At 67.2% G+C, this 18,397-nt stretch carries 16 protein-coding genes; 9 read left to right on the top strand and 7 right to left on the bottom strand.

Annotated elements, in window-relative coordinates; translation table 11 throughout:
- Positions 1–83 precede the first annotated feature (83 nt).
- On the bottom strand, positions 84–2,951 hold the full coding sequence (locus ACO0LU_RS17690) for a sugar-binding domain-containing protein (protein ID WP_424792672.1): 2,868 nt from the start codon (positions 2,949–2,951) through the stop codon (positions 84–86).
- Positions 2,952–3,092: 141 nt separating this feature from the next.
- On the opposite strand from ACO0LU_RS17690, the gene ACO0LU_RS17685 reads away from it, so the two are divergent.
- The 4 genes from ACO0LU_RS17685 (at position 3,093) to ACO0LU_RS17670 (ending at position 6,181) form a co-directional block, all read left to right on the top strand.
- On the top strand, positions 3,093–3,989 hold the full coding sequence (locus ACO0LU_RS17685) for a helix-turn-helix domain-containing protein (RefSeq protein ID WP_424792671.1): 897 nt from the start codon (positions 3,093–3,095) through the stop codon (positions 3,987–3,989).
- A 112-nt stretch (positions 3,990–4,101) separates the two neighbouring features.
- Positions 4,102–4,368 (top strand): FitA-like ribbon-helix-helix domain-containing protein, encoded by a 267-nt coding sequence (locus ACO0LU_RS17680; protein WP_424792670.1) that lies wholly within the window; start codon positions 4,102–4,104, stop codon positions 4,366–4,368.
- Positions 4,365–4,769 (top strand): type II toxin-antitoxin system VapC family toxin, encoded by a 405-nt coding sequence (locus tag ACO0LU_RS17675; RefSeq protein WP_424792669.1) that lies wholly within the window; start codon positions 4,365–4,367, stop codon positions 4,767–4,769. Before ACO0LU_RS17680 ends, ACO0LU_RS17675 begins: the two co-directional genes overlap by 4 nt.
- Before the next feature lie 623 nt (positions 4,770–5,392).
- Entirely contained in the window at positions 5,393–6,181 is a 789-nt protein-coding gene (locus tag ACO0LU_RS17670; RefSeq protein WP_424792668.1) for an AAA family ATPase, read from the top strand.
- A 71-nt stretch (positions 6,182–6,252) separates the two neighbouring features.
- Here ACO0LU_RS17670 and ACO0LU_RS17665 read toward each other — a convergent pair whose 3' ends face one another.
- Positions 6,253–6,630 carry a helix-turn-helix domain-containing protein gene (locus ACO0LU_RS17665; protein WP_424792667.1) on the bottom strand — a complete coding sequence of 126 codons (378 nt, stop codon included), beginning with the start codon at positions 6,628–6,630 and terminating at the stop codon, positions 6,253–6,255.
- Between the two features lie 21 nt (positions 6,631–6,651).
- On the opposite strand from ACO0LU_RS17665, the gene ACO0LU_RS17660 reads away from it, so the two are divergent.
- Positions 6,652–6,867 (top strand): VOC family protein, encoded by a 216-nt coding sequence (locus tag ACO0LU_RS17660; protein WP_424792666.1) that lies wholly within the window; start codon positions 6,652–6,654, stop codon positions 6,865–6,867.
- A gap of 101 nt (positions 6,868–6,968) precedes the next feature.
- Here ACO0LU_RS17660 and ACO0LU_RS17655 read toward each other — a convergent pair whose 3' ends face one another.
- The 5 genes from ACO0LU_RS17655 to ACO0LU_RS17635 form a co-directional block, all read right to left on the bottom strand.
- The gene (locus tag ACO0LU_RS17655) at positions 6,969–8,219 is read right to left on the bottom strand and encodes an aminotransferase class V-fold PLP-dependent enzyme (protein WP_424792665.1); all 1,251 of its coding nucleotides are present in this window, start codon (positions 8,217–8,219) and stop codon (positions 6,969–6,971) included.
- Positions 8,216–9,049 carry a carbohydrate ABC transporter permease gene (locus ACO0LU_RS17650; protein WP_424792664.1) on the bottom strand — a complete coding sequence of 278 codons (834 nt, stop codon included), beginning with the start codon at positions 9,047–9,049 and terminating at the stop codon, positions 8,216–8,218. Before ACO0LU_RS17650 ends, ACO0LU_RS17655 begins: the two co-directional genes overlap by 4 nt.
- Entirely contained in the window at positions 9,046–9,993 is a 948-nt protein-coding gene (locus tag ACO0LU_RS17645) for a carbohydrate ABC transporter permease (RefSeq protein ID WP_424792663.1), read from the bottom strand. Before ACO0LU_RS17645 ends, ACO0LU_RS17650 begins: the two co-directional genes overlap by 4 nt.
- 3 nt (positions 9,994–9,996) lie before the next feature.
- A complete protein-coding gene (locus ACO0LU_RS17640; RefSeq protein WP_424792662.1) occupies positions 9,997–11,331 on the bottom strand; it encodes an ABC transporter substrate-binding protein in 1,335 nt (444 codons plus the stop codon).
- A gap of 196 nt (positions 11,332–11,527) precedes the next feature.
- A complete protein-coding gene (locus ACO0LU_RS17635) occupies positions 11,528–12,013 on the bottom strand; it encodes an Lrp/AsnC family transcriptional regulator (RefSeq protein ID WP_424792661.1) in 486 nt (161 codons plus the stop codon).
- A 311-nt stretch (positions 12,014–12,324) separates the two neighbouring features.
- Here ACO0LU_RS17635 and ACO0LU_RS17630 point away from each other — a divergent pair, with 311 nt between their 5' ends.
- The 4 genes from ACO0LU_RS17630 to ACO0LU_RS17615 all read left to right on the top strand — a co-directional run.
- The gene (locus ACO0LU_RS17630; RefSeq protein WP_424792660.1) at positions 12,325–14,634 is read left to right on the top strand and encodes a transketolase-like TK C-terminal-containing protein; all 2,310 of its coding nucleotides are present in this window, start codon (positions 12,325–12,327) and stop codon (positions 14,632–14,634) included.
- A 192-nt stretch (positions 14,635–14,826) separates the two neighbouring features.
- Positions 14,827–15,630 (top strand): bifunctional hydroxymethylpyrimidine kinase/phosphomethylpyrimidine kinase, encoded by an 804-nt coding sequence (gene thiD / locus ACO0LU_RS17625; protein WP_424792659.1) that lies wholly within the window; start codon positions 14,827–14,829, stop codon positions 15,628–15,630.
- A gap of 397 nt (positions 15,631–16,027) precedes the next feature.
- A complete protein-coding gene (locus tag ACO0LU_RS17620) occupies positions 16,028–17,383 on the top strand; it encodes a DUF222 domain-containing protein (protein WP_424792658.1) in 1,356 nt (451 codons plus the stop codon).
- A 65-nt stretch (positions 17,384–17,448) separates the two neighbouring features.
- A partial coding sequence (locus ACO0LU_RS17615) for an IS481 family transposase (protein ID WP_424791224.1) occupies positions 17,449–18,397 on the top strand: 949 nt, incomplete at its 3' end.

Genomic DNA, 18,397 nt, shown 5'->3' with positions numbered 1-18,397 from the left:
TCAGCGGGGGCCGGGGCGCCGCCCGCGTCATGCTCACACGAGTCTGGCCCCGACCACCGGCGGATGTCAACCTATTATAGGGTTTAATCCGCGTTCTGGTCGGAGCGTGGCGGGGCATCGTGCAGCGCCTCGGCGAGCGCCTGCCCGTCGATGCTGGACTCCGGGGCGAAGTCCGCACCGGCCATGTAGGTCAGCAGGCTGCGCCGGAACTGCCGGGCGGCCAACCGGTCCTCGCCCGGGTCCAGGTTCAGCGAGGTCACCACCAGGCGGCCGGCACCGACGTTCGCCTCGAACAGCACGCCCAGCCGTCGGGCCTCGAACCAGGTGTCGATCGCCTGCACGGTGGGTCGCAGGGACTGGGGGAGGCGGTCCATCACGATCGCTTTCGCGCCGTGGAGCAGGTCCCACCATTGCCAGTTGGTTGCCCCGTCGCTCGGGAAGGAGGCGAACAACGGGTGGCCCGGATCGTGCAGCAGGCCGAGGGTGTGGGGAGCCTGGCCGCCGGTCCAGGCGGTGTTCCAGAACACCGGGGTGAACCCCAGGGCGATGTCGTTGTGCACGTCCTGGGGCTGCAGTTCCAGCAGCACCCGCTCCCCGGCCGTGGCCAGTTCGATCGCTTCGGCGATCTGCGTGGTGGCGCGCACTGCGGGCTCCTCGGGGGCCTCCTCCGGCGCGAAGATCCACAGGTCCCAGTCGTTCTCATACCGGGCGCCGTCCGAGCCCTGCACGGTGAGCACCAGTTTCACCTGCGCCGGCCCGGCGCTCACGCCGCTGGGCACGGTGACCGGGCCGCAGTGGGTGCCGTTGCCCAGGGGCACGGGCAGGTCCTGGGCGATCGTGACACTGGCCAGTTCCGCACCGGCACGATCGCGCAGGCTCCAGGTGAGGAGTGCGTGCAGCGGTTCGGGACCGAAGTGGGCGATCTGGGCATCGAAGGCGATCGCCTCGTCGTTTCGCCAGACCCGGCGGGGCAGGCGCGCCAGGGGCACTGTGGGGCCGCTGAACCTGGCGAATTCCTCCGGTGTGACATAGCCCTTGGACTCCCAGAACGCGTTCACCACACCGACCAGCGCGGTGCCCTGCCCGGGGAAGTCGGTCAGGCCGAGCAGGTGGAACCCGGCGAAGCCCTCGGTGCGCAGCGCGGCTTCGATGTCCTCCTTGTAGCACAGCGCCTGCAGCCGCCCGGAACTGTGCAGGAAGCCCTCGGCCTGGTCACCCATGCCGGAGGCCTGGAGGAAGTCGGCGAAGATCCCGAAGTTCCGCGGCTGCATCAGGCCGGTGTACTTGGAAACTTCGCTGAGGTCCGGGTAGGCGCACCACTGCCCGATCTCGTGGCTGATGATGGGCCGGGGTGCGGCCTCCACCCACTGGCGGTAGTCGGAGACGGTTTCCGGTGGGGTCGCGTTCAGTCGTGATTGCAGGCCCTCGCCCCAGCGGTGGGCGCGGGGGTGGGGAATGTTGTCGAAGTCGTTCGCCGGCACCGCGGGCCACCCGGCTCCGGTGGTGTACAGCCGCCGCGGGTCCTGGGTGCGCCAGGCGTTCACCCACGCGGAGAGGAACTCGGAGTCCCGGCCGCCGGGTTCGTTCCCGTGCGCCATCATGATGAAGGAGGGGTGGTTGCCGTACTCGCGCAGGATCCGCTGGGTCTCCTCGATGAGGAAGATATCCACGTCCCGTCCCTCGCCGATCGCGGCGCCCTGGTTCGCCCACACCGGTCCTTCCACCTGCAGGTAGACCCCTGCCTCATCGGCCGCCGTGAAAGCGGCCTTGGGCGGGCACCAGGAGTGGAACCGGAGCAGGTTCAGGCCGTGGCTGCGCAGCACCTGCATGATGTGACGCCAGGAGCCGACGTCGGTCGGGGGGTAGCCGGTGAGGGGGAAGACGCAGGATTCCAGCGTGCCGCGGATGAAGGTGCGCTTGCCGTTGATGGTGACCTGGGTGCCCTCGACGCCGATCTCGCGCAGCCCGACGACGGTGGTGACCTCATCATGGTGGGCCCGTCCGGAGGCCTCGGCCTGCAGATGCACGGTGACGTCGTACAGCGCCGGGTCGAACTCATCCCAGGTTCGCGCCTGGGCGCCGAGGGGGAGCTCGATATCGAGGTGGGTGCCGCCGGCGGTCAGTCCGCGCTCGGCCAGGTCCCGCCCGTGATCGACCTCGAAAGGTGCGGTGACCGGCCCGATCACCTCCTCACCCGCGGCGTTCCGCCGTCGTGCCGTGACGCGGATCTGTCCGTTCTTCACCACCGCGGTACCGGTAAGGATGTCCACCTTGACCAGGGCGGACTTGCGCTGCACGTCCGGGAACACCCGGACCTGATTGATCTGCACGTCGGGTTGGGCGGTGAGGCTGATCTCGCCGATGATTCCGTTCCAGTTGCCCTGGGTGTGGTCGGAGACGCTGTGCGCGTTCGGTCCGACGTTGACCACGGCACGGTTGTCGACGCGGATGGTCAGGCGGTGCCGCCCGGGTTCCAGACGGCCCAGATCGTGGCGATGGGCGGTGCTCAGGCTCGCGTCGGCTCCGACGCGGCGATCATCGATCCACACGGTGGACTCCCAGTGCACCCGCTCCAGGGTGAGCAGGACGCTTCGGTCCGCCCAGTCCTGGGGGATGTCGATCTCGCGTTGGAACCAGGCCGCGCCCTGGTAGTAGACCCGGGGCTGCAACCAGAACGGCACGCTGATGTTTCCGGGCTCGCGGTAGGGGGCGTAGCGCTCGTCGGTGAAGAAGGAGCGGTCCACGATCCCGCCGGTCCAGGGTGTGTCCAGGGCGATCTCCGCACCGATGCCCTGGTGCTGCAGGGATCCGGGCAGGGAGACCTGCGGGCCGTCCGGCGGCAGCGGTCCTCGGAACCACTGGTCCAGTTCGCCGACCGAATCGGGGTCCAGCCGGCACTGCCAGGTACCGGCGATGTCGAGGTGGGCGGGGGCTGAGGTCGTGATAGTCACGTGCGAGGTCCTTACCGGGTTCGGGGGCATCATGGATGTAACGATGGCTGCTTCGAATCCTCGCCCCTTAGCGAGATTGGATGAAGGGACGACTACACGCACCTGCATGGAGAATCTGCTGACTCTGGCTAGTATTCGGCCATGAGCCTCGAAGCGGGCTTCCCCGGCGAGCGGGCCTGGATCCTCTCCCCCGACACGGCACGCGAGGCGGCGGCCTCGCCCATCACCAGCGATCTACTCGTGACGCACTGCGGGTGGTACCCGCGCGCACGGCACCACGGCCGCACCCGGCCCCGGGGCACCGACGCCGTGGTGCTCATGGTCTGCGTGGCCGCACGCGGGTGGTACGCCGATACCCGCGGCCGCCATGCCGTGGCGGCAGGCCAGGCTCTGATCCTGCCCTCGGGCGTGCCGCACAGTTACGGCGCGGCCACTACCGACCCCTGGACGATCGCGTGGATGCACGCCTCCGGCCCGCACGTGCGCGCGTTCGAGCGGGCACTGCCCGATGCCGGCCGGCGCGGCGTGGTGGTCGACATGCACGATCCGGTCAAGGTGCAGGGGTTGATGGGCGCCCTGATGGAAACGGTGGAGGTCGATGATCGCCTGCCCACCGTGATGCGGGCCAGCGGTACCGCTGCCAACGTGCTGGCACACCTGCTCGCCGATCTGCGCGCCGGCCCGCCGACACGGCAAGAACCGGTACTTCGGGTGCTGTCGCATTTGCGGGTGCACTTCGACAAGCCCGCCCGGCTCGGCGAGCTGGCTGCGATGGCAGGCTTCTCCACCTCCCATTTCTCCGCACTCTTCCGCGAAGCCACCGGAGTCAGCGTCGGCACCTACATCAAACGACTGCGCACCGCCCGGGCCTGCGAACTGCTGGTCACCACCGCACTGCCGGTGCGTGTGATCGCGCAGATGGTGGGCTATGAGGACCCGCTGTACTTCTCCCGCCAGTTCCGCAACGTCCGCGGCTGCAGCCCCAGCGCGTTCCGGCTCCGTAACGGGCCCACCGTCGCCGCCGGCGCCGAGGGCTAGTGCAACTCCCGGCTCGCCGATGACAGACCCGCTGGACTGGCGCCCGGGCAGGCGCACGTCGTTGCAACCCGAATTACTAGAGGCGGCGCCACCATGCATGTAAACTGCATGCATGGTGGCGCTACAGATTCGGGACGTTCCAGACGACGTGCGGCGAGCACTGTCCGATCGAGCCGCTGCACGCGGACAGTCACTGCAGTCCTACCTCTTGGCTCTGGTGACGGCGGAGGCACGGCGCTCAACCAATCTGGCTGCACTGGAACGCTTCGCCGACCGCCAGGATGGTTCGCAGTTGTCCAGGGCCGAGGCAATCGAAGCGGCCGACCACGCCCGCGTTGAACGTGAGGCCCAACGTGACGAGGCCGCGAACGCCCCGTGATCGTGGTCGATGCCTCGGTGCTCGCCAACGCTTTCACAGACAATGGGCCCGTTGGCAGATCTGCGCGTGCTGAACTCGCCCGGGACGTCCACTGGGCCGGCCCTGATCATCTCGTCGTTGAGACGTTTTCCGCGATCCGTGGTCGATGGCTGGGGCAGAAGATCAGCGAGCAGCGCGCGCGGGATGCCCTGGCCTCGATTGCGACCACCACGATCGAACTTGTCGCCGTCGAACCACATCTGGAGCGCATGTGGGAGTTGCGCAACAACGTGAGCGGGTACGACGCCGCCTACTTCGCCGTGGCCGAGACATTCCAATGCGCTCTGGTGACGGCTGATGCTCGCCTTGGACACGTTCGGGACGTCCAATGCGATGTTCGAGTTGCCCTGCCCTCCAGATGAAGGCATAGGCATGCTGGCGCGCGCCGCCAGTTGGGATGGAGCGAGACCCGGCTGAGATGTTCCACTCCCGTGACAGCCGGGGCAAGGAGGCGGTGGACTACCTGCTCGGCATACCGCAGATGGGGCTGAGCAACCTGACCATGGTCGATTCCCACGGCGAGGACGCCGTGCTGGAGTGCGGGTACACCCGCAGTGCGGTGGTGCGCCAGATCGACACCGGCCACCCACGTCTGGGCCGGCGGTGCCCGGTCGGCGCCGGGCGAGGAGGAACCCGCCCCTGGTTCGCTGTGCAAGCACGGGGCGAGCAGCCGCTCCGAAACCGTCTCCACAGCGGTGTTCGACCCGGTGGGGCGCACCGTGGACCTGTGCCTGGGACGGCCCTGCACCACCCCGTTCTTCCGGATCGGCTTCGGCGGCGCCCCGATCGCCGTGCGCGGGGATTAACCGCCCCTCCCGGTAGGCCGAGGGCGGCACCCCGATCACCTGGGTGAAGGCCCGGGTGAAGTGGGCATGATCGGCGAACCCCAGAGTGGTTGCGAGCGCCGGCAGGTCCTGGCCCTCCCCCGCCGCCATGCGTCTGAGATGTTTCATCTGCTGCTAATAGACTGATTCACCTCGACACCTTGCGCTTGGATTCCCGGGCCATCCGGGAACCCGTGGCAGCGGATCCAGAACTCGTCCGACGGCAAGAGACACCGTTGCTGATCGATGAGTGGCAGAAAGTCCCCGAAGTGTGGGACGTCGTCCGCCGGGTCATTGACGAAAGTCCGATTGGCGGCCAGTTCCTGCTCGCTGGCAGCGCCAGCCCGGCGCCCGATGCCACGGCGCACTCCGGGGCAGGGCGGATCGGCAGACTGCGAATGCGCCCCATGACTCTCGCCGAACGGGGTGTGACAGAGCCGACGGTCAGCATCCGGGCGCTGCTCTCCGGGACTCGCGAGCCATTGACCGGATCATCCAGCCTTGGGCTGAGTGATTACATCGAGGAGGTCGTGGCCTCCGGCTTTCCGGCGATTCGCCCGTTGTCGCCTCGCGCACGCCGGTTCCAACTCGGCCGGTTCCAACTCGACTCCTACCTGCGCAACGCCGTGGATCGCGACGTGCCGGAGCAGGGCCTGGCCGTGCGCAAGCCGGAATCCATGCTCGCGTGGCTCCGTGCTTACGCCGCCGCAACATCGACCACCGCCAGTTACTCACGGATCCTGAATGCGGCTACCCCGGGGCAGGGCGACAAGCCAGCCGCGTCCACCGGCTTCGCCTACCGTGACGTGCTGACCTCACTGTGGCTCATTGATCCGGTTCCTGTCGCGTACCCGCCCAGGCTGCTGAGGCACGCGTGGGGCACCTACGCACACGCAACGGCGATCGCGAGGTCGACCTCGTTGTCGTGCGAGAGGATGGCCGCGCGTTAGCGATCGAGATCAAGTTGGCAACCACCGTCACCGATCAAGATACGAAACATCTACACTGGCTCGCCGAGCGGTTAGGCGATCGCTTGCTGGATGCCATCACTATCAATACCGGTCCGCAGGCATACCGACGCTCGGATGGAATCGGCGTGGTCCCCCTTGGTTTGCTCACGCTGTAAGGACCTCGGAAGGTTGACGATGAATCCTCCGAACTCCACCTCGATCTCCTGCGTACTGGCACCCGCATCGTACTCCCGCAAACCCTCGCCGGCCCGGTAGGCCGAGGGCGGCACCCCGATCACCTGAGTGAAAGCCCGCGTGAAGTGGGCGTGATCGGCGAATCCCAGCGACGCTGCGGGCGCCGCCAAGTCCTGCCCCTCCCCCGCTTCCAGGGCGGCCACCGCGTCCTGGAGCCGGTGGCGGCGCAGCACCCACAACGGCGAAGCCCCCACATACCGGGTGACAGCGATGAGGTGTCCTCCTCTCTGGCGGTCTACGTGCCCGACGTCGATGCCACCTTGGCCCTGGCCCGCGAACGTGGCGCGCGGGTGCGGGAGGAGTCTTATGACTTCACCGTCACCGGGGACCGGTTCGCCTCCATCCAGGACCGGTTCGGGGTGCGGTGGACCATCATGACCCGAGTGGAACCCCGCACCGATGCGCAGGTGCAACAAGGCCTGGACGAGTAGCGCGCCTCGATGGGCTGAGTCCGGTTAGCGCGAGTGGCGAGTAACCAGGCCGCAGGTGAGTGCGCCACGCTGCCCGGCCACAGGGTGAGTGCACCGCGCGCCTACTGGTGCGCGGCTTCAACCAGCCACGGCACCGCTCGTGCGGCAAAGTCCTCGTGGTCAGCGGCCACCGTGTAGGCATGTGTGGACAGCCGGCAATAGCCCCGGCCATCGAAACTGGTGAACGCCGCCTCGATCCCCAGGGCCTGCAGGATCTCATCGCGCAACCGGTCCGCATCCTCGCGAGTGTGCCCGAGCCCGCGGGGCAGTGCGATCAGCCGGTAGGGGCCCACCGGATGGCGCAACGACACATGTGCGTCCTGCCCGGTGGCCTCGCTCATCGCCGCAGAGACCACCGCCTGCCCGTAGTCGGCGAGCTCGCCGGTATAGGTGCGTATGGCCGTCCACCCCAGGACCTGGTCCAGGTAGTCATACGCAAAGGGTGCGGCCAGATAGCTGGTGAGGTCATCGGTGCCGCCGAAGTTGAATCGCTCCGGGAAGGCCAGGGTGCCGCCCCAGGAGTCCACCAGCGGGAACAGATCCTGGCGCACCTCCTCGCGTGCCACCAGCACCGCGCTGCCCCTCGGGGCGCAGGCGAACTTGTGCAGGTTACCCACCCACACATCGGCCTCCGGCGTCCACGGCTGGGCCAGCACCCCGGGGCTGTGGGCGCCGTCTACCACCGTCAGCACGCCCAGTTCTCGGGCCCGGCGGCAGATCCGCTGCACCGGGAACAAGGTGGCGGTCGCGGAGGTGATGTGGTCCAGCACCAGCATGGCCGTGCGGGAACCGATCGCTGCCAGGATTGCGGTTTCGGCGTCGTCGTCACTGGCGCCCAGGGGGACATCGACGACGGTGACCGTCCCGCCCGCCCGGGCCGCCGCACGGCGAGCACCCTGGACCACCGCGCCGTAACCATGGTTGGTGACGACCACGTCCGCCCCGCGCGGCAGCGCCAGGCTGGCGTAGGCCACGCTCATCCCCGCACTGGCGTTGGGCACGAACACGGTGCCGCCGGCCGGCAGGTGCAGCAAATCGGCCATCTGCGCCCGGGCCGCGTTCACCCGATCGGGCAACTGGCCGAACCAGCCGATCGGTGAAGCCTCCATCGAGTCGCGCAGATCCGCCTGGTACTCCAGGACCCGGTTGGGCACCGCGCCGAAGGAGCCGTGGTTGAGGTGGCGCTGGTCAGGATCCAGGGGCCACAGGGTCTCCGCTGGTGCGCCGTCGACCAGTAGCGGCTCGGGTGCGGGGGCCGTAGTTGGCTCGGTGGGCCCGGTTGTCGGCTCGGTGGATGCGGCCCGCTCGGTCATCCCTTCACTGCCCCGGCGGTCAGGCCCTGGATGATCCACCGCGAAGCCAGGGCGAACATCGCCATCGTCGGCAGGATGGTCAGCACCGCCGCGGCGGCCAACGGACCCCACTCGACGTTGAAACCGGAGATGAAGCCGTTCAGCGCCGCGGGGATGGTGACCTTGTCACTGGAGTGGATCAACGTGACGGACAGGAACAACTCGTTCCAGGAGTTCACGAAGTTGAAGATGAAGGTGGCGATGATGCCGGGGGTGAGCACCGGCACGATCACCCGGAACAGCGCCTGCAGACGTGAGCAACCGTCGATCATCGCCGCCTCTTCCAACGCATCCGGGACATTGGCGAAGAAGCCGCGCAACATGATGGTGGAGAAGGGGATGCACACTGCCATGTAGACCAGGGACAGCCCGAACCGGGAGTTGGTCAGCCCGAAACTGGTCATCATCAAATACAGCGGTCCCAGCGCGATGAAAGCCGGGATCATCTGGGTGATCAGGAACGCGATCATCACCGCGCCCTTGGACCGGAAGGTGAACCGGGCCAGGACGTAACCGGACAGCAGCGCGATGAACGTGGCCACCGTCGCCGCGGACAGTGCCACCATCACACTGTTCAGGATGTTCTGGAAGAACCCGGACTGTTCCAGCAGGCGCTGGAAGTTCTCCAGCGTGGGCGTGCGCGGCCAATAGGTCAGCGGGAATGAGGCGATCTCGCCGGCGGGCTTCAGCGCGGTGTTGAGGATCCAGTAGAGCGGGAAGATCGTGATGATCAGCCAGATGCCCAGAATGGCGAACTTGATCCGCCGCCCCGCGGTGGTCTCGCGGTTCACGATTCCTTCTCCCTACTGGCCAGAAGATAAAACACCGAGAAGATCAGCAGGATCGTCACGCAGATCAAGCCCAGGGCCGAGGCGACGCCGTAGTTGCCCTGCTGGGTGAACTCGATCATCCAGGTGGTCACGATGTGGGTGTGCCCGGCCGGGCCGCCACCGGTCATCGCCCAGATGATGTCGGGGAAGTTGAAGATCCAGATCACCCGCAACAGGATCGTCAGCAGCAAGGTCTGCCGAATGGCCGGGATCATGATGGAGAACAACGTCCGGGCCTTGCCCGCGCCGTCAATCTCCGCGGCTTCCAGCATCGACTCATCCACCGACTGCAACGCTGCCAGGATCATGATCGCGAAGAACGTCACGCCGTACCAGATGTTGGCCACCAGCACAGCGATCAGGGCCAGATCCGCATCAGCCAGCCACGCGATGTTGGTCTCGGTCAGACCGGTCTTGCGCAGCATGTCGTTGATCACGCCGAACTCGGCGTTGAACATCCAGCGGAACAGGATCCCGATGAGGAACCCCGAGACCGCCCACGGGTAGAACACCAGTGCCTGATAGATGCCGCGGCCCCGGAACCACTTGCGCATCAGCAGCGCCAGGCCGAATCCGATCACCAACTGCGGGATGATCGACCCGACCACCCAGATGACGCTGTTGCCAGCGACGGTCCAGAAGATCGGGTTGGACAGGATCGCGTGGAAGTTGTCCAGGCCCACCCAGGGCGTCTCGGTGAGGTCCCACAGGTTCCATTCCTGGAACGCCATCCGGCTTCCGCTCAGGATGGGGAAGTAGGTGAAGACCCCGATGAAGATGGCCGCGGGGGCCAGGAACAGCAGGATCGTCAAGCCCTTGCGCGTCGAGAACGGGCGACGCCGAGACCCCGGCGAAGCGCCCGCGGTGGGCGGACGCTTCGCCGGGATGATGGGGGGAGCGGTCATTCCCTACTCATCCGCCAACTTCTCGGTCCAGTACTCGTCCCAACTCTGCAGCAGTTCCTCGGTGGTCATCTCCCCGAGCAGCAAGCTCTGCAGTTCGTTGTCCGCCTTCTGGTTCCACTCGGTCCACCACTGCACCCCGCGAGGTTCGTGCACGTTCAGATAGGTGTCGGGGTCCTGGGTCATGGTCATGTAGGCCTCCCAGGGTCCGGAGGAGTAGAACGGGTCCTCGTTCGCCTCGGTGCGGATCGGCACCATGGAGTTCTCCTTGGCGAAGGTGGTCGAGGCCTCCCCGGAGAGGAACTGCACCAGGGCCACGGCAGCCTCAGTGTGGTCGCTGGAGGAGGCCACGCCCCACCCTGCGGTTGCCACGGGCTGGGCGGCGTGTCCGCTGGCTCCCACCGGGAGCGGGGTGACGTCCCACTGGTCCTCCTCCAGCGAGGACTCCGACACCGTGGCGATGACCTCGGGGTCCTGCAGCAGGAAGGCGGTGGAGCCGTTGGTGAAGCCCTCCACCATCTCCGGGTAACCCCAGGCGACCGACGACGGCGGGGAACCCTCCTCGAACAAGGTCAGGTACATATCGGCCGCTTCCTGCGCCTGCGGGGTGGAGAAGATCGTCTCGCCGCTCGTGGTCAGGTAGGAGTTCTCGGGGTCCAGATCGGTGCCGACGTAGGCCTCGATCGCAGCAGCCAGCTGGAAGGTGCCGTTCTGCCCGCCGCGGAAGGCGTATCCGTACCGGTTCTCAGCGGGGTTCTGGATGGCATTGGCCTGTTCGACGAGTTCGTCCCAACTGTGCGGGGGCGCGTCGAATCCGGCATCGGCGATGAGGTCGGCGCGGTAGAACAGGCTCAGCCCGTAGAACCCGTAGGGAATGTAGAAGGTTTCCCCGTTCGCGCCCTGGGTGGAGTTCTCGACGGCGTTGTCCGTCATCGCCTCCCAACCGTCCCATCCGTCCAGTTCGTCCGTCATGTCGTGCAGCCAGCCGTTGTTGCCGAAGGGGCCCACGGTGATGTCGCGGACTTCGAGCACATCGACTCCCGATCCGGACTGGAGCATCTGCTGCAGGGTCTGGTCGGCCTGTTCGGTAGGGGGTGAGATGAGTTCCACGCTCACCCCGGGGTTCTCGTCTTCGAATTCATCGAGCAGGCCCCGAAGGAGTTGGGTCCGGGCCGGGTTGGTCAGGCTCTCCACCATCTTCAAGTCGGCCTCGAGGCTGCCATCGCCCCCGGAGGTCCCGGTGTCGCCACCGCCTCCACCGTCGTTGCCTCCACCGCATGCGGTGAGGAACATTGCCGCAGCAATCGCAGCTGTTGCTGCCCGCGCCGTTGCGCTTCTCATGAGCCCTCGTCTCCTTTGAGGTTCGGCTCTAGTGTGAGACCGGGCTCACGACGGGTTAGCCGTCAACCCAGCACCAGAGATCCGATGTTTACCCGGTGCCGAGCTGACACCCAGGTCAAAATAGGACCCTTCTTCGCGCCATGTCAATTCAGTGATCCTACGTTTGGCAGCGCTCAGGTGCCCACTCGGGCCGCCGTCACGACACGTTCGGATCCACGAGCTGGCCGATGCGGTACTTGACCATCTCCCGCATCACCAGGCCGGTGCTGGTGCGCTTGACGCCGTCGACGTCCAGGATACGCCCGGCGATCCGGTACAGATCATCGGCGTCGCGGGCCACCACATGGATCAGCAGGTCGGTGATGCCCGAGAGCCCATGCACTTCAACGACTTCGTCGATGGTGGCCAGGGTGGCGGCGACGCTGTCCAACTTCCGTTGGGTGACCTTCGTCACGATATAGGCGCTCAGCGGGTACCCCAGGAACCGCGGATCGATCCGCCGCTCGAAGGAACGCAAGGTGCCGTCCTGGGCGTAGCGATCCCGCCGCGAACGCACGGTATTGCGCGCTAGGCGAGTGGTGTGGGACAGCGCACTGATGGTGGCGTCCGGGTCGTCGATGAGGGCTCGCAGGAGCATCGCATCGATCCGGTCATAGGTCCTGGAACTCTCCAAAGTGATCATCCTTATCGGCCTCGAAATAGCGGCGCGTGAGCATTCTGCTCATCCTCGCATCCGTCGGTTGCACCAGCCGGACCCGACTGTTCGAATACGAAGCGTTCTGCTCACGGTGCGCTTGCTGGCTTGCCAGGTCACAAACCGGCCCGCCGACGCCCGGGGCCCAGTGGATCCTGACCCGGGCGCACCGTGAGTGTCTGTCCTGGACGAGGGCCGTCCACGAATCGAAGGGCCATGTGATGTCCGCTGCCTCCTCCTCGCCGCCTCTGCCGGCAGAGCCACAGGTGCCCGCAGGGCAACAGGTGCCGCTTGAGGTGATGGCCTCCATCGATGAGCGCGTGCTGTGGCTGTCCACCTCGATGGTCCACCACGCCAACCGGGTCCGCGCTTCCGAATCAGGCCTGAAAGTCGGGGGTCACCAAGCCTCCAGCGCCTCGATGGTCAGCATCATGACCTCCCTGTGGTTCGACCAGCTGCGCCCACAGGATCGGGTCTCGGTCAAACCGCACGCGGCCCCGGTGCTGCACAGCATCAACTACCTGCTCGGCACCGTGTCGCAGGAGCAGATGACCAGCCTGCGCCAGTTCGGGGGGCTGCAGAGTTACCCCAGCCGGCGCAAGGACCCCGGTCAGATCGACTACTCCACCGGGTCGGTGGGCATCGGCGCCACCGCGCCGATCTGGGGGGCGATGTCACGCCGGTACGTCGATGGCCTCTCCGGCAGGGCTACCGGCGGGCGCCAGTACTCCTTGGTGGGCGATGCCGAACTCGACGAGGGTGCGGTGTGGGAGGCGTTGCTGGACTCTCACGTGCAGGACCTGGGCGAGATCGTGTGGATCGTGGACCTGAACCGCCAGTCCCTGGACCGGGTGGTGCCCAATATCGCCGCCCGCCGGCTGGCGCGCATGTTCGAGGCCGTGGGCTGGCAGGTCATCACGGTCACGTTCGGCGCCCTGCTGGAGGACCTGTTCGCCCGCCCTGGGGGCACGGCCTTGCGGGACCGGATCCTGCAGATGCCCAACCCCGAGTACCAGCGCCTGCTGCGCTGCCCGATCGAGGAACTCCGCCAGCGCCTGCCCGGCACCGGCTCCGGTGTCGGCGAGATCGCGGACCTGATCGGCGCCGTCGACGATGACACCTTGCTCCGGGCGATCCGCAACCTCGGTGGCCATGACCACGGGGCGCTGCGCCAGGCCTACGCCCAGATCGACGACACCCGGCCCACCGTGATCATCGCCTACACCATCAAAGGCAACGGCCTGCCCACGGCGGGGCACCCGCAGAACCACTCCGCGATCCTGACCGATGAGCAGTATCAGGACTTCGCAGCCGGCCTCGGAATGGACCCGCAGGCGCCCTGGGCCCGGGTTGACCCGGACAGCGCGGCCGGGCAGGTGTGCGCCCGGACGGCACAGACCCTGACCCGCAAGCCGCACGTGGCCTCCGCCCCGCCGCCGGTGCCGACCGACTTCGGGCGCACCCGCACCGGCACCTCCACCACCCAGGCCGCCTTCGGCCGGGTGCTGCTGGACCTGACCCGCACCGCCCCCGAGGCGGCTGCCCGGGTGGTCACCGCCAGCCCCGATGTGAGTTCGACGACCAACATCGCCGGGTGGTTGAACAAGGTGGGCGTGTGGTCCACCGAGGGCCGGCCAAACTGGTTCAACGATGACCCCGAGACGATCATGCACTGGCGTGAGGCGCCGAGCGGGCAACACATCGAATTGGGGATCGCCGAGGTGAACCTGGTTAGCCTGATCGGGGAACTGGGCACCACCTGGGAGCGTTGGGGTGAGCCGCTGTTCCCGATCGGGGTGGTCTATGACCCTTTCGTGGAACGCGCCCTGGAGCCGTGGTCCTACGGGATGTACGCCGGGGGTCAGTCCATCCTGATCGGCACGCCCTCCGGGGTGTCGCTGGCCCCCGAGGGCGGGGCGCACCAGTCCATCAAGACCCCCTCCATCGGCTTGGAGCAGCCCGAACTGATCAGTTTCGAGCCGGCCTTCGTCCAAGAGGTGGAGTGGATGCTGCTGGCGGCGATGGGCCAGATGGCCCGGCCCGGTGGGAAGTCGGCGTACCTGCGGCTGTCCACCAAACCGGTGGATCAGAAACTGGCCGACATCCCCACCGACCCGGCCGCGCGGGAGCGCCGTCGTCGCCAGGTGATTGCCGGTGGATACCTGCGGCGGGCCGCGGACCCCGCGAGCAGCCCAAGCACCGCGAGCGCGGCACGCACCCCGGACGCCACGATCGTGGCGATGGGGGCGATGGTCCCCGAGACGATCGCGGCGGTGCAGCGGCTGGCAGACCTGGGGTACGCCGCCGATCTGGTCAGCGTGACCAGCCCGAGCCGGTTGTTCGAGGCCCTACAGGGCCGCAACGGGCAAAGTGATGAGCCCAGTTGGATCCTGGACCAGATCCTGCCGTCGGAGCGTTCGGCACCGATGGTGACCGTCCTGGACGGGCACCCGCACACCCTGGCCTTCCTCGCCGGCGTCAACGGGGTGCGGGCCCGCCACCTCGGGGTGAGCAACTTCGGCCAGTCCGGGGACCTGCAAGACGTCTACCGCCACCACGGCATCGACACCGACAGCATCGTGGGGGCCGTGTTGGACCTGCTGCAGTAGGACGTGCTGCCGTAGACGACGTGCTGCAGTAGACGACGTGCCGCCACAGGACACCTGCTGCCGCACACCGCCCGAACTCGTGCACATCCACAGTGGCTGCGGTTTACGACCGGACCCCCGGCAGCGTTAATCTCGTGCAGTGAGCAACCCCGGGGCGCCACCGCACCACCGGGGAGGAGATCGGAGGAGCACATGGTCAACCGCGCGTTCGTGATCGCCGGATCCGAGGCCACTGGTGGTGCCGGGATCCAGGCGGACCTGAAGACCTTCCAGCAACTCGGCGTCTACGGCACCGGCGCCATCACCTGCATCGTGTCCTTCGACCCAGGTAACGACTGGGCGCACCGGTTCGTGCCGATCGAGCCGCAGGTCATCGCCGATCAGATCGAGGCCGCTACCGCCACCCATGACCTGGACGTCGTCAAGATCGGGATGTTGGGCACCCCCGCCACCATCGAGGTCGTCGCCCAGGCGCTCGCGCAACGCTCCTTCACCCATGTGGTGCTGGACCCGGTGCTGATCTGCAAGGGGCAGGAGCCCGGCGCCGCGCTGGACACCGACAACGCCCTGCGCGAGCACATCCTCCCCCACGCCACCGTGGTCACCCCCAACGTGTTCGAGTCCACGACCCTGGCCGGAATGGACAGCATCGAGACCGTCGATGACCTGGCCGAGGCAGCCCGCCGCATCCACGCCCAGGGCCCGGACTATGTGCTGGCCAAGGGCGGGGTGGAACTGCCCGGTCCGGACGCCGTGGACGTGCTCTTCGACGGCACCGATATCCACGTGTACTCAGCACCGAAGATAGGTCAGGAGCGGGTCTCCGGCGCCGGATGCACCCTGGCGGCGGCCATCACCGCCGAACTTGCCAAGGGAGCCGAGGTGCGCGATGCGGTGCAGACCGCCAAGGACATGGTCACTGAAGGAATCCGAGGTCGGCTCAACGCCAACACCCCCTTCGACGTGCTCTGGCAGGGCGCCGCAGGTACCCGCTAGCGTCTCCTGACTCACGCCACGACCGTGCCGGTGGCACTGGCGGTCCCGGTCTCCGAGAAGCACCCCCTTGGCCGTTCCAGGCACCCACCGGTCCTCGACGCCACGGGTTTGCGGCGCAGCTGGGTCGCTCGCCCTGCCCTGCGACGACCCGTCGGTCCTTGACGCCACGGGTGCGACCCTGGCCGGCGAACCCTCCACACCGACACTCTCGTGCACTCGATGCGGAGAACCCCGGTCGTCGGTGCATGGACGTTCGGGCACTGCCGAGCCGGCCATGGGACCGGAGGCGTACGTACGAGGAGCGCCTGGACGAGACTCAGACACCTAGAACCGTGCAATGTGACACGAATTAGCATGAACCATTGACTCGAACGTCTGTATCAACTAGGGTGAGTTCATGGCAGTGCACCCGCTCCCGCACATCTCCCCGACCCAGGAGGTGCACGCCGCGCTGGATGGGTTGGTGAGGTTGGACCCGTGCGGGCTGAGCGCGGTCGGACAGGGGCAGTTACTGGGGGACCTGAAACGAATCGAATCGCGGGTGCGGGCGTACAAACTCAAAGTCCTCGCCGCGGCCGAGAAGGCCAACACTGCCCAGAAGTCCGGGCATGCCGATACCGCCTCCTGGGCGGCCAAGCACACCAACGACGACGGCAGAGACACCAGCCGGGAGACGAAGCTGGCCACCCGGCTGCGTGATCGCAGCCGGACCCAACAGGCCCTGGATGAAGGAGACATCTCTGCCGACCACGCCGAGATCATCGTTGGCGCCGGAGACAGACTCCCAGAAGACCTCACCACTGCGGAGCGGGGCCGGGTCGAAGAAGGCCTGGTGGAGCAGGCCAAGAGGTTACCCCCCTCAGTGTTACGTCAACGGGCCCGGCGCCAACTGGAAGCGCTGGAGAAGGACCGCGAGGCCGTCGACGCCCACGAAGAGGCCCAAGTCGCCGGCGAGGAAGAACGCGCGCGGGCACAAACCCGGTTGACGCTGCGAGACAACCACGATGGCACGGTCACCGGACACTTCACCTTGCCGGTCTTCCACGGCCACCTCCTGCGCAAAGTCATCCACACCATGACCGCACCCCGCCGCACCAACGGCCCCGCAGGCAACGCCACTGGCACCCGCAGGACACGTGCGGGGGACCACCTCCACGCCACCACCACAGGGGGCACGGGCGCCGCCTTTGGCAACGCGGGCTCGGGTGAGGGCGCGCTCTTCGGTACCGAGGCCGCCACCGGCAAGGCCCCTGACTCCGGCGATGACACCCCAGGTTCCAGTGCGGGTCCGGGCATGGACCCGGCCCACAGGCCGGGCACCGGACCGGATGCCAAGGCACACCACCACACAGGCACGAGCGATAGCGCGATGGAGGACCTGTCCGGGCTTCCCGATCCGGCCCGGGTCGCCCAGGGCCGGCGCACCGACTGGGCCAACGCCCACGGCCTGGCCCTGGCAGAACTGATCGAACACCTACCCACCGACCACCTCAGCCCCAAAACCGCCGCCACCATCGTGATCACCCTCGACGAAGAGATTCTGCGTGGGCGCCTGGCAGCCGCCGGGTTGGATACCGGGGAGAAGATCTCCGCCGCCCACGCCCGCCAACTCGCCTGCAACTCCGGCCTGGTACCCCTCGTCCTCGGCGGTCAATCCCAGCCACTGGACCTCGGGCGCGGCAACCGACTCTTCACCGAAACCCAACGCACCGCCCTAGCTGTACTTCCTCGACACGTTGTGATCGGTCCGTGAGTTAGAAGGAGACCTCCGATATCGATGGGTGTACCAACCATTTCATCGAACGTTCGGAGGTCTCCGTGACTCACCGTAATGCACCCCTGACACCTGAAGGTAGAGCCCGGATGGTTGCCCTGGTCGTTGAGGCCGGCTGGTCCCAGCGCCGGGTTGGCGAACGGTTCCAGGTCTCACCGGCTACCGTGTCCCGGTGGGTGGCCCGCCACCGAAGAGGGGCCGGATTCGAAGACCGATCCAGCCGCCCGCATCGGTGCCCGTCCCGGCTGCCGCTGCGCGCCGAGCGGCGCATCATCTCCCTGCGATTCAACAAGCGGTGGGGCCCGCACCGCATCGGCTACCACCTGGGGATTGCCCGCTCGACTGTGGGTCGGGTGCTGGCCCGGTACCGAATGCCCAGGCTGGAGTGCATCGATCAAGCTACCGGCCTGCCGGTGCGCCGGCCCCAGCCTCACCGGTACGAAGTTGATCGGCCCGGCCAGTTGGTCCACGTCGACGTCAAGAAACTGGGCCGGATTCCCGACGGCGGCGGCTGGCGGGCTCACGGCCGCGGTTCATCACAGGATCGGCGCGCCGGTTCAACACGCGACAAGGCAGCCAGAGCTGGCGCGTCGCCCTCACGCGGGTACCGGTACCTGCACCACGCCGTCGATGACCACTCCCGCCTGGTCTACTCCGAAATCCTCGATGACGAGAAGAAACACACCGCCGCCGCGTTCTGGAACCGCGCCAACGCCTTCTTCGACGGGATCGGCGTGACCGTGGCGGCAGTGATGACCGACAACGGTTCCTGCTACCGGTCCGGGGACTTCAAGCACGCGCTGGGCCCGCAGGTCAAGCACAAGCGCACCAAACCCCGCCGCCCGCAGACGAACGGGAAAGCCGAGAGGTTCAATCGGACCCTGATAGTCGAGTGGGCCTACGCCAGGCCCTACTCCAGTGAGACCGAACGTGAAGCCTCCTACGAGGCATTCCTCCACGACTACAATCATCATCGAGCCCACACCGCTATCG

The sequence above is a fragment of the Pseudactinotalea sp. Z1748 genome (assembly GCF_049725185.1).
Taxonomy (GTDB): Bacteria; Actinomycetota; Actinomycetes; order Actinomycetales; family Beutenbergiaceae; genus CALKWS01.
This window is presented reverse-complemented; position numbering and strand designations above follow the sequence as displayed.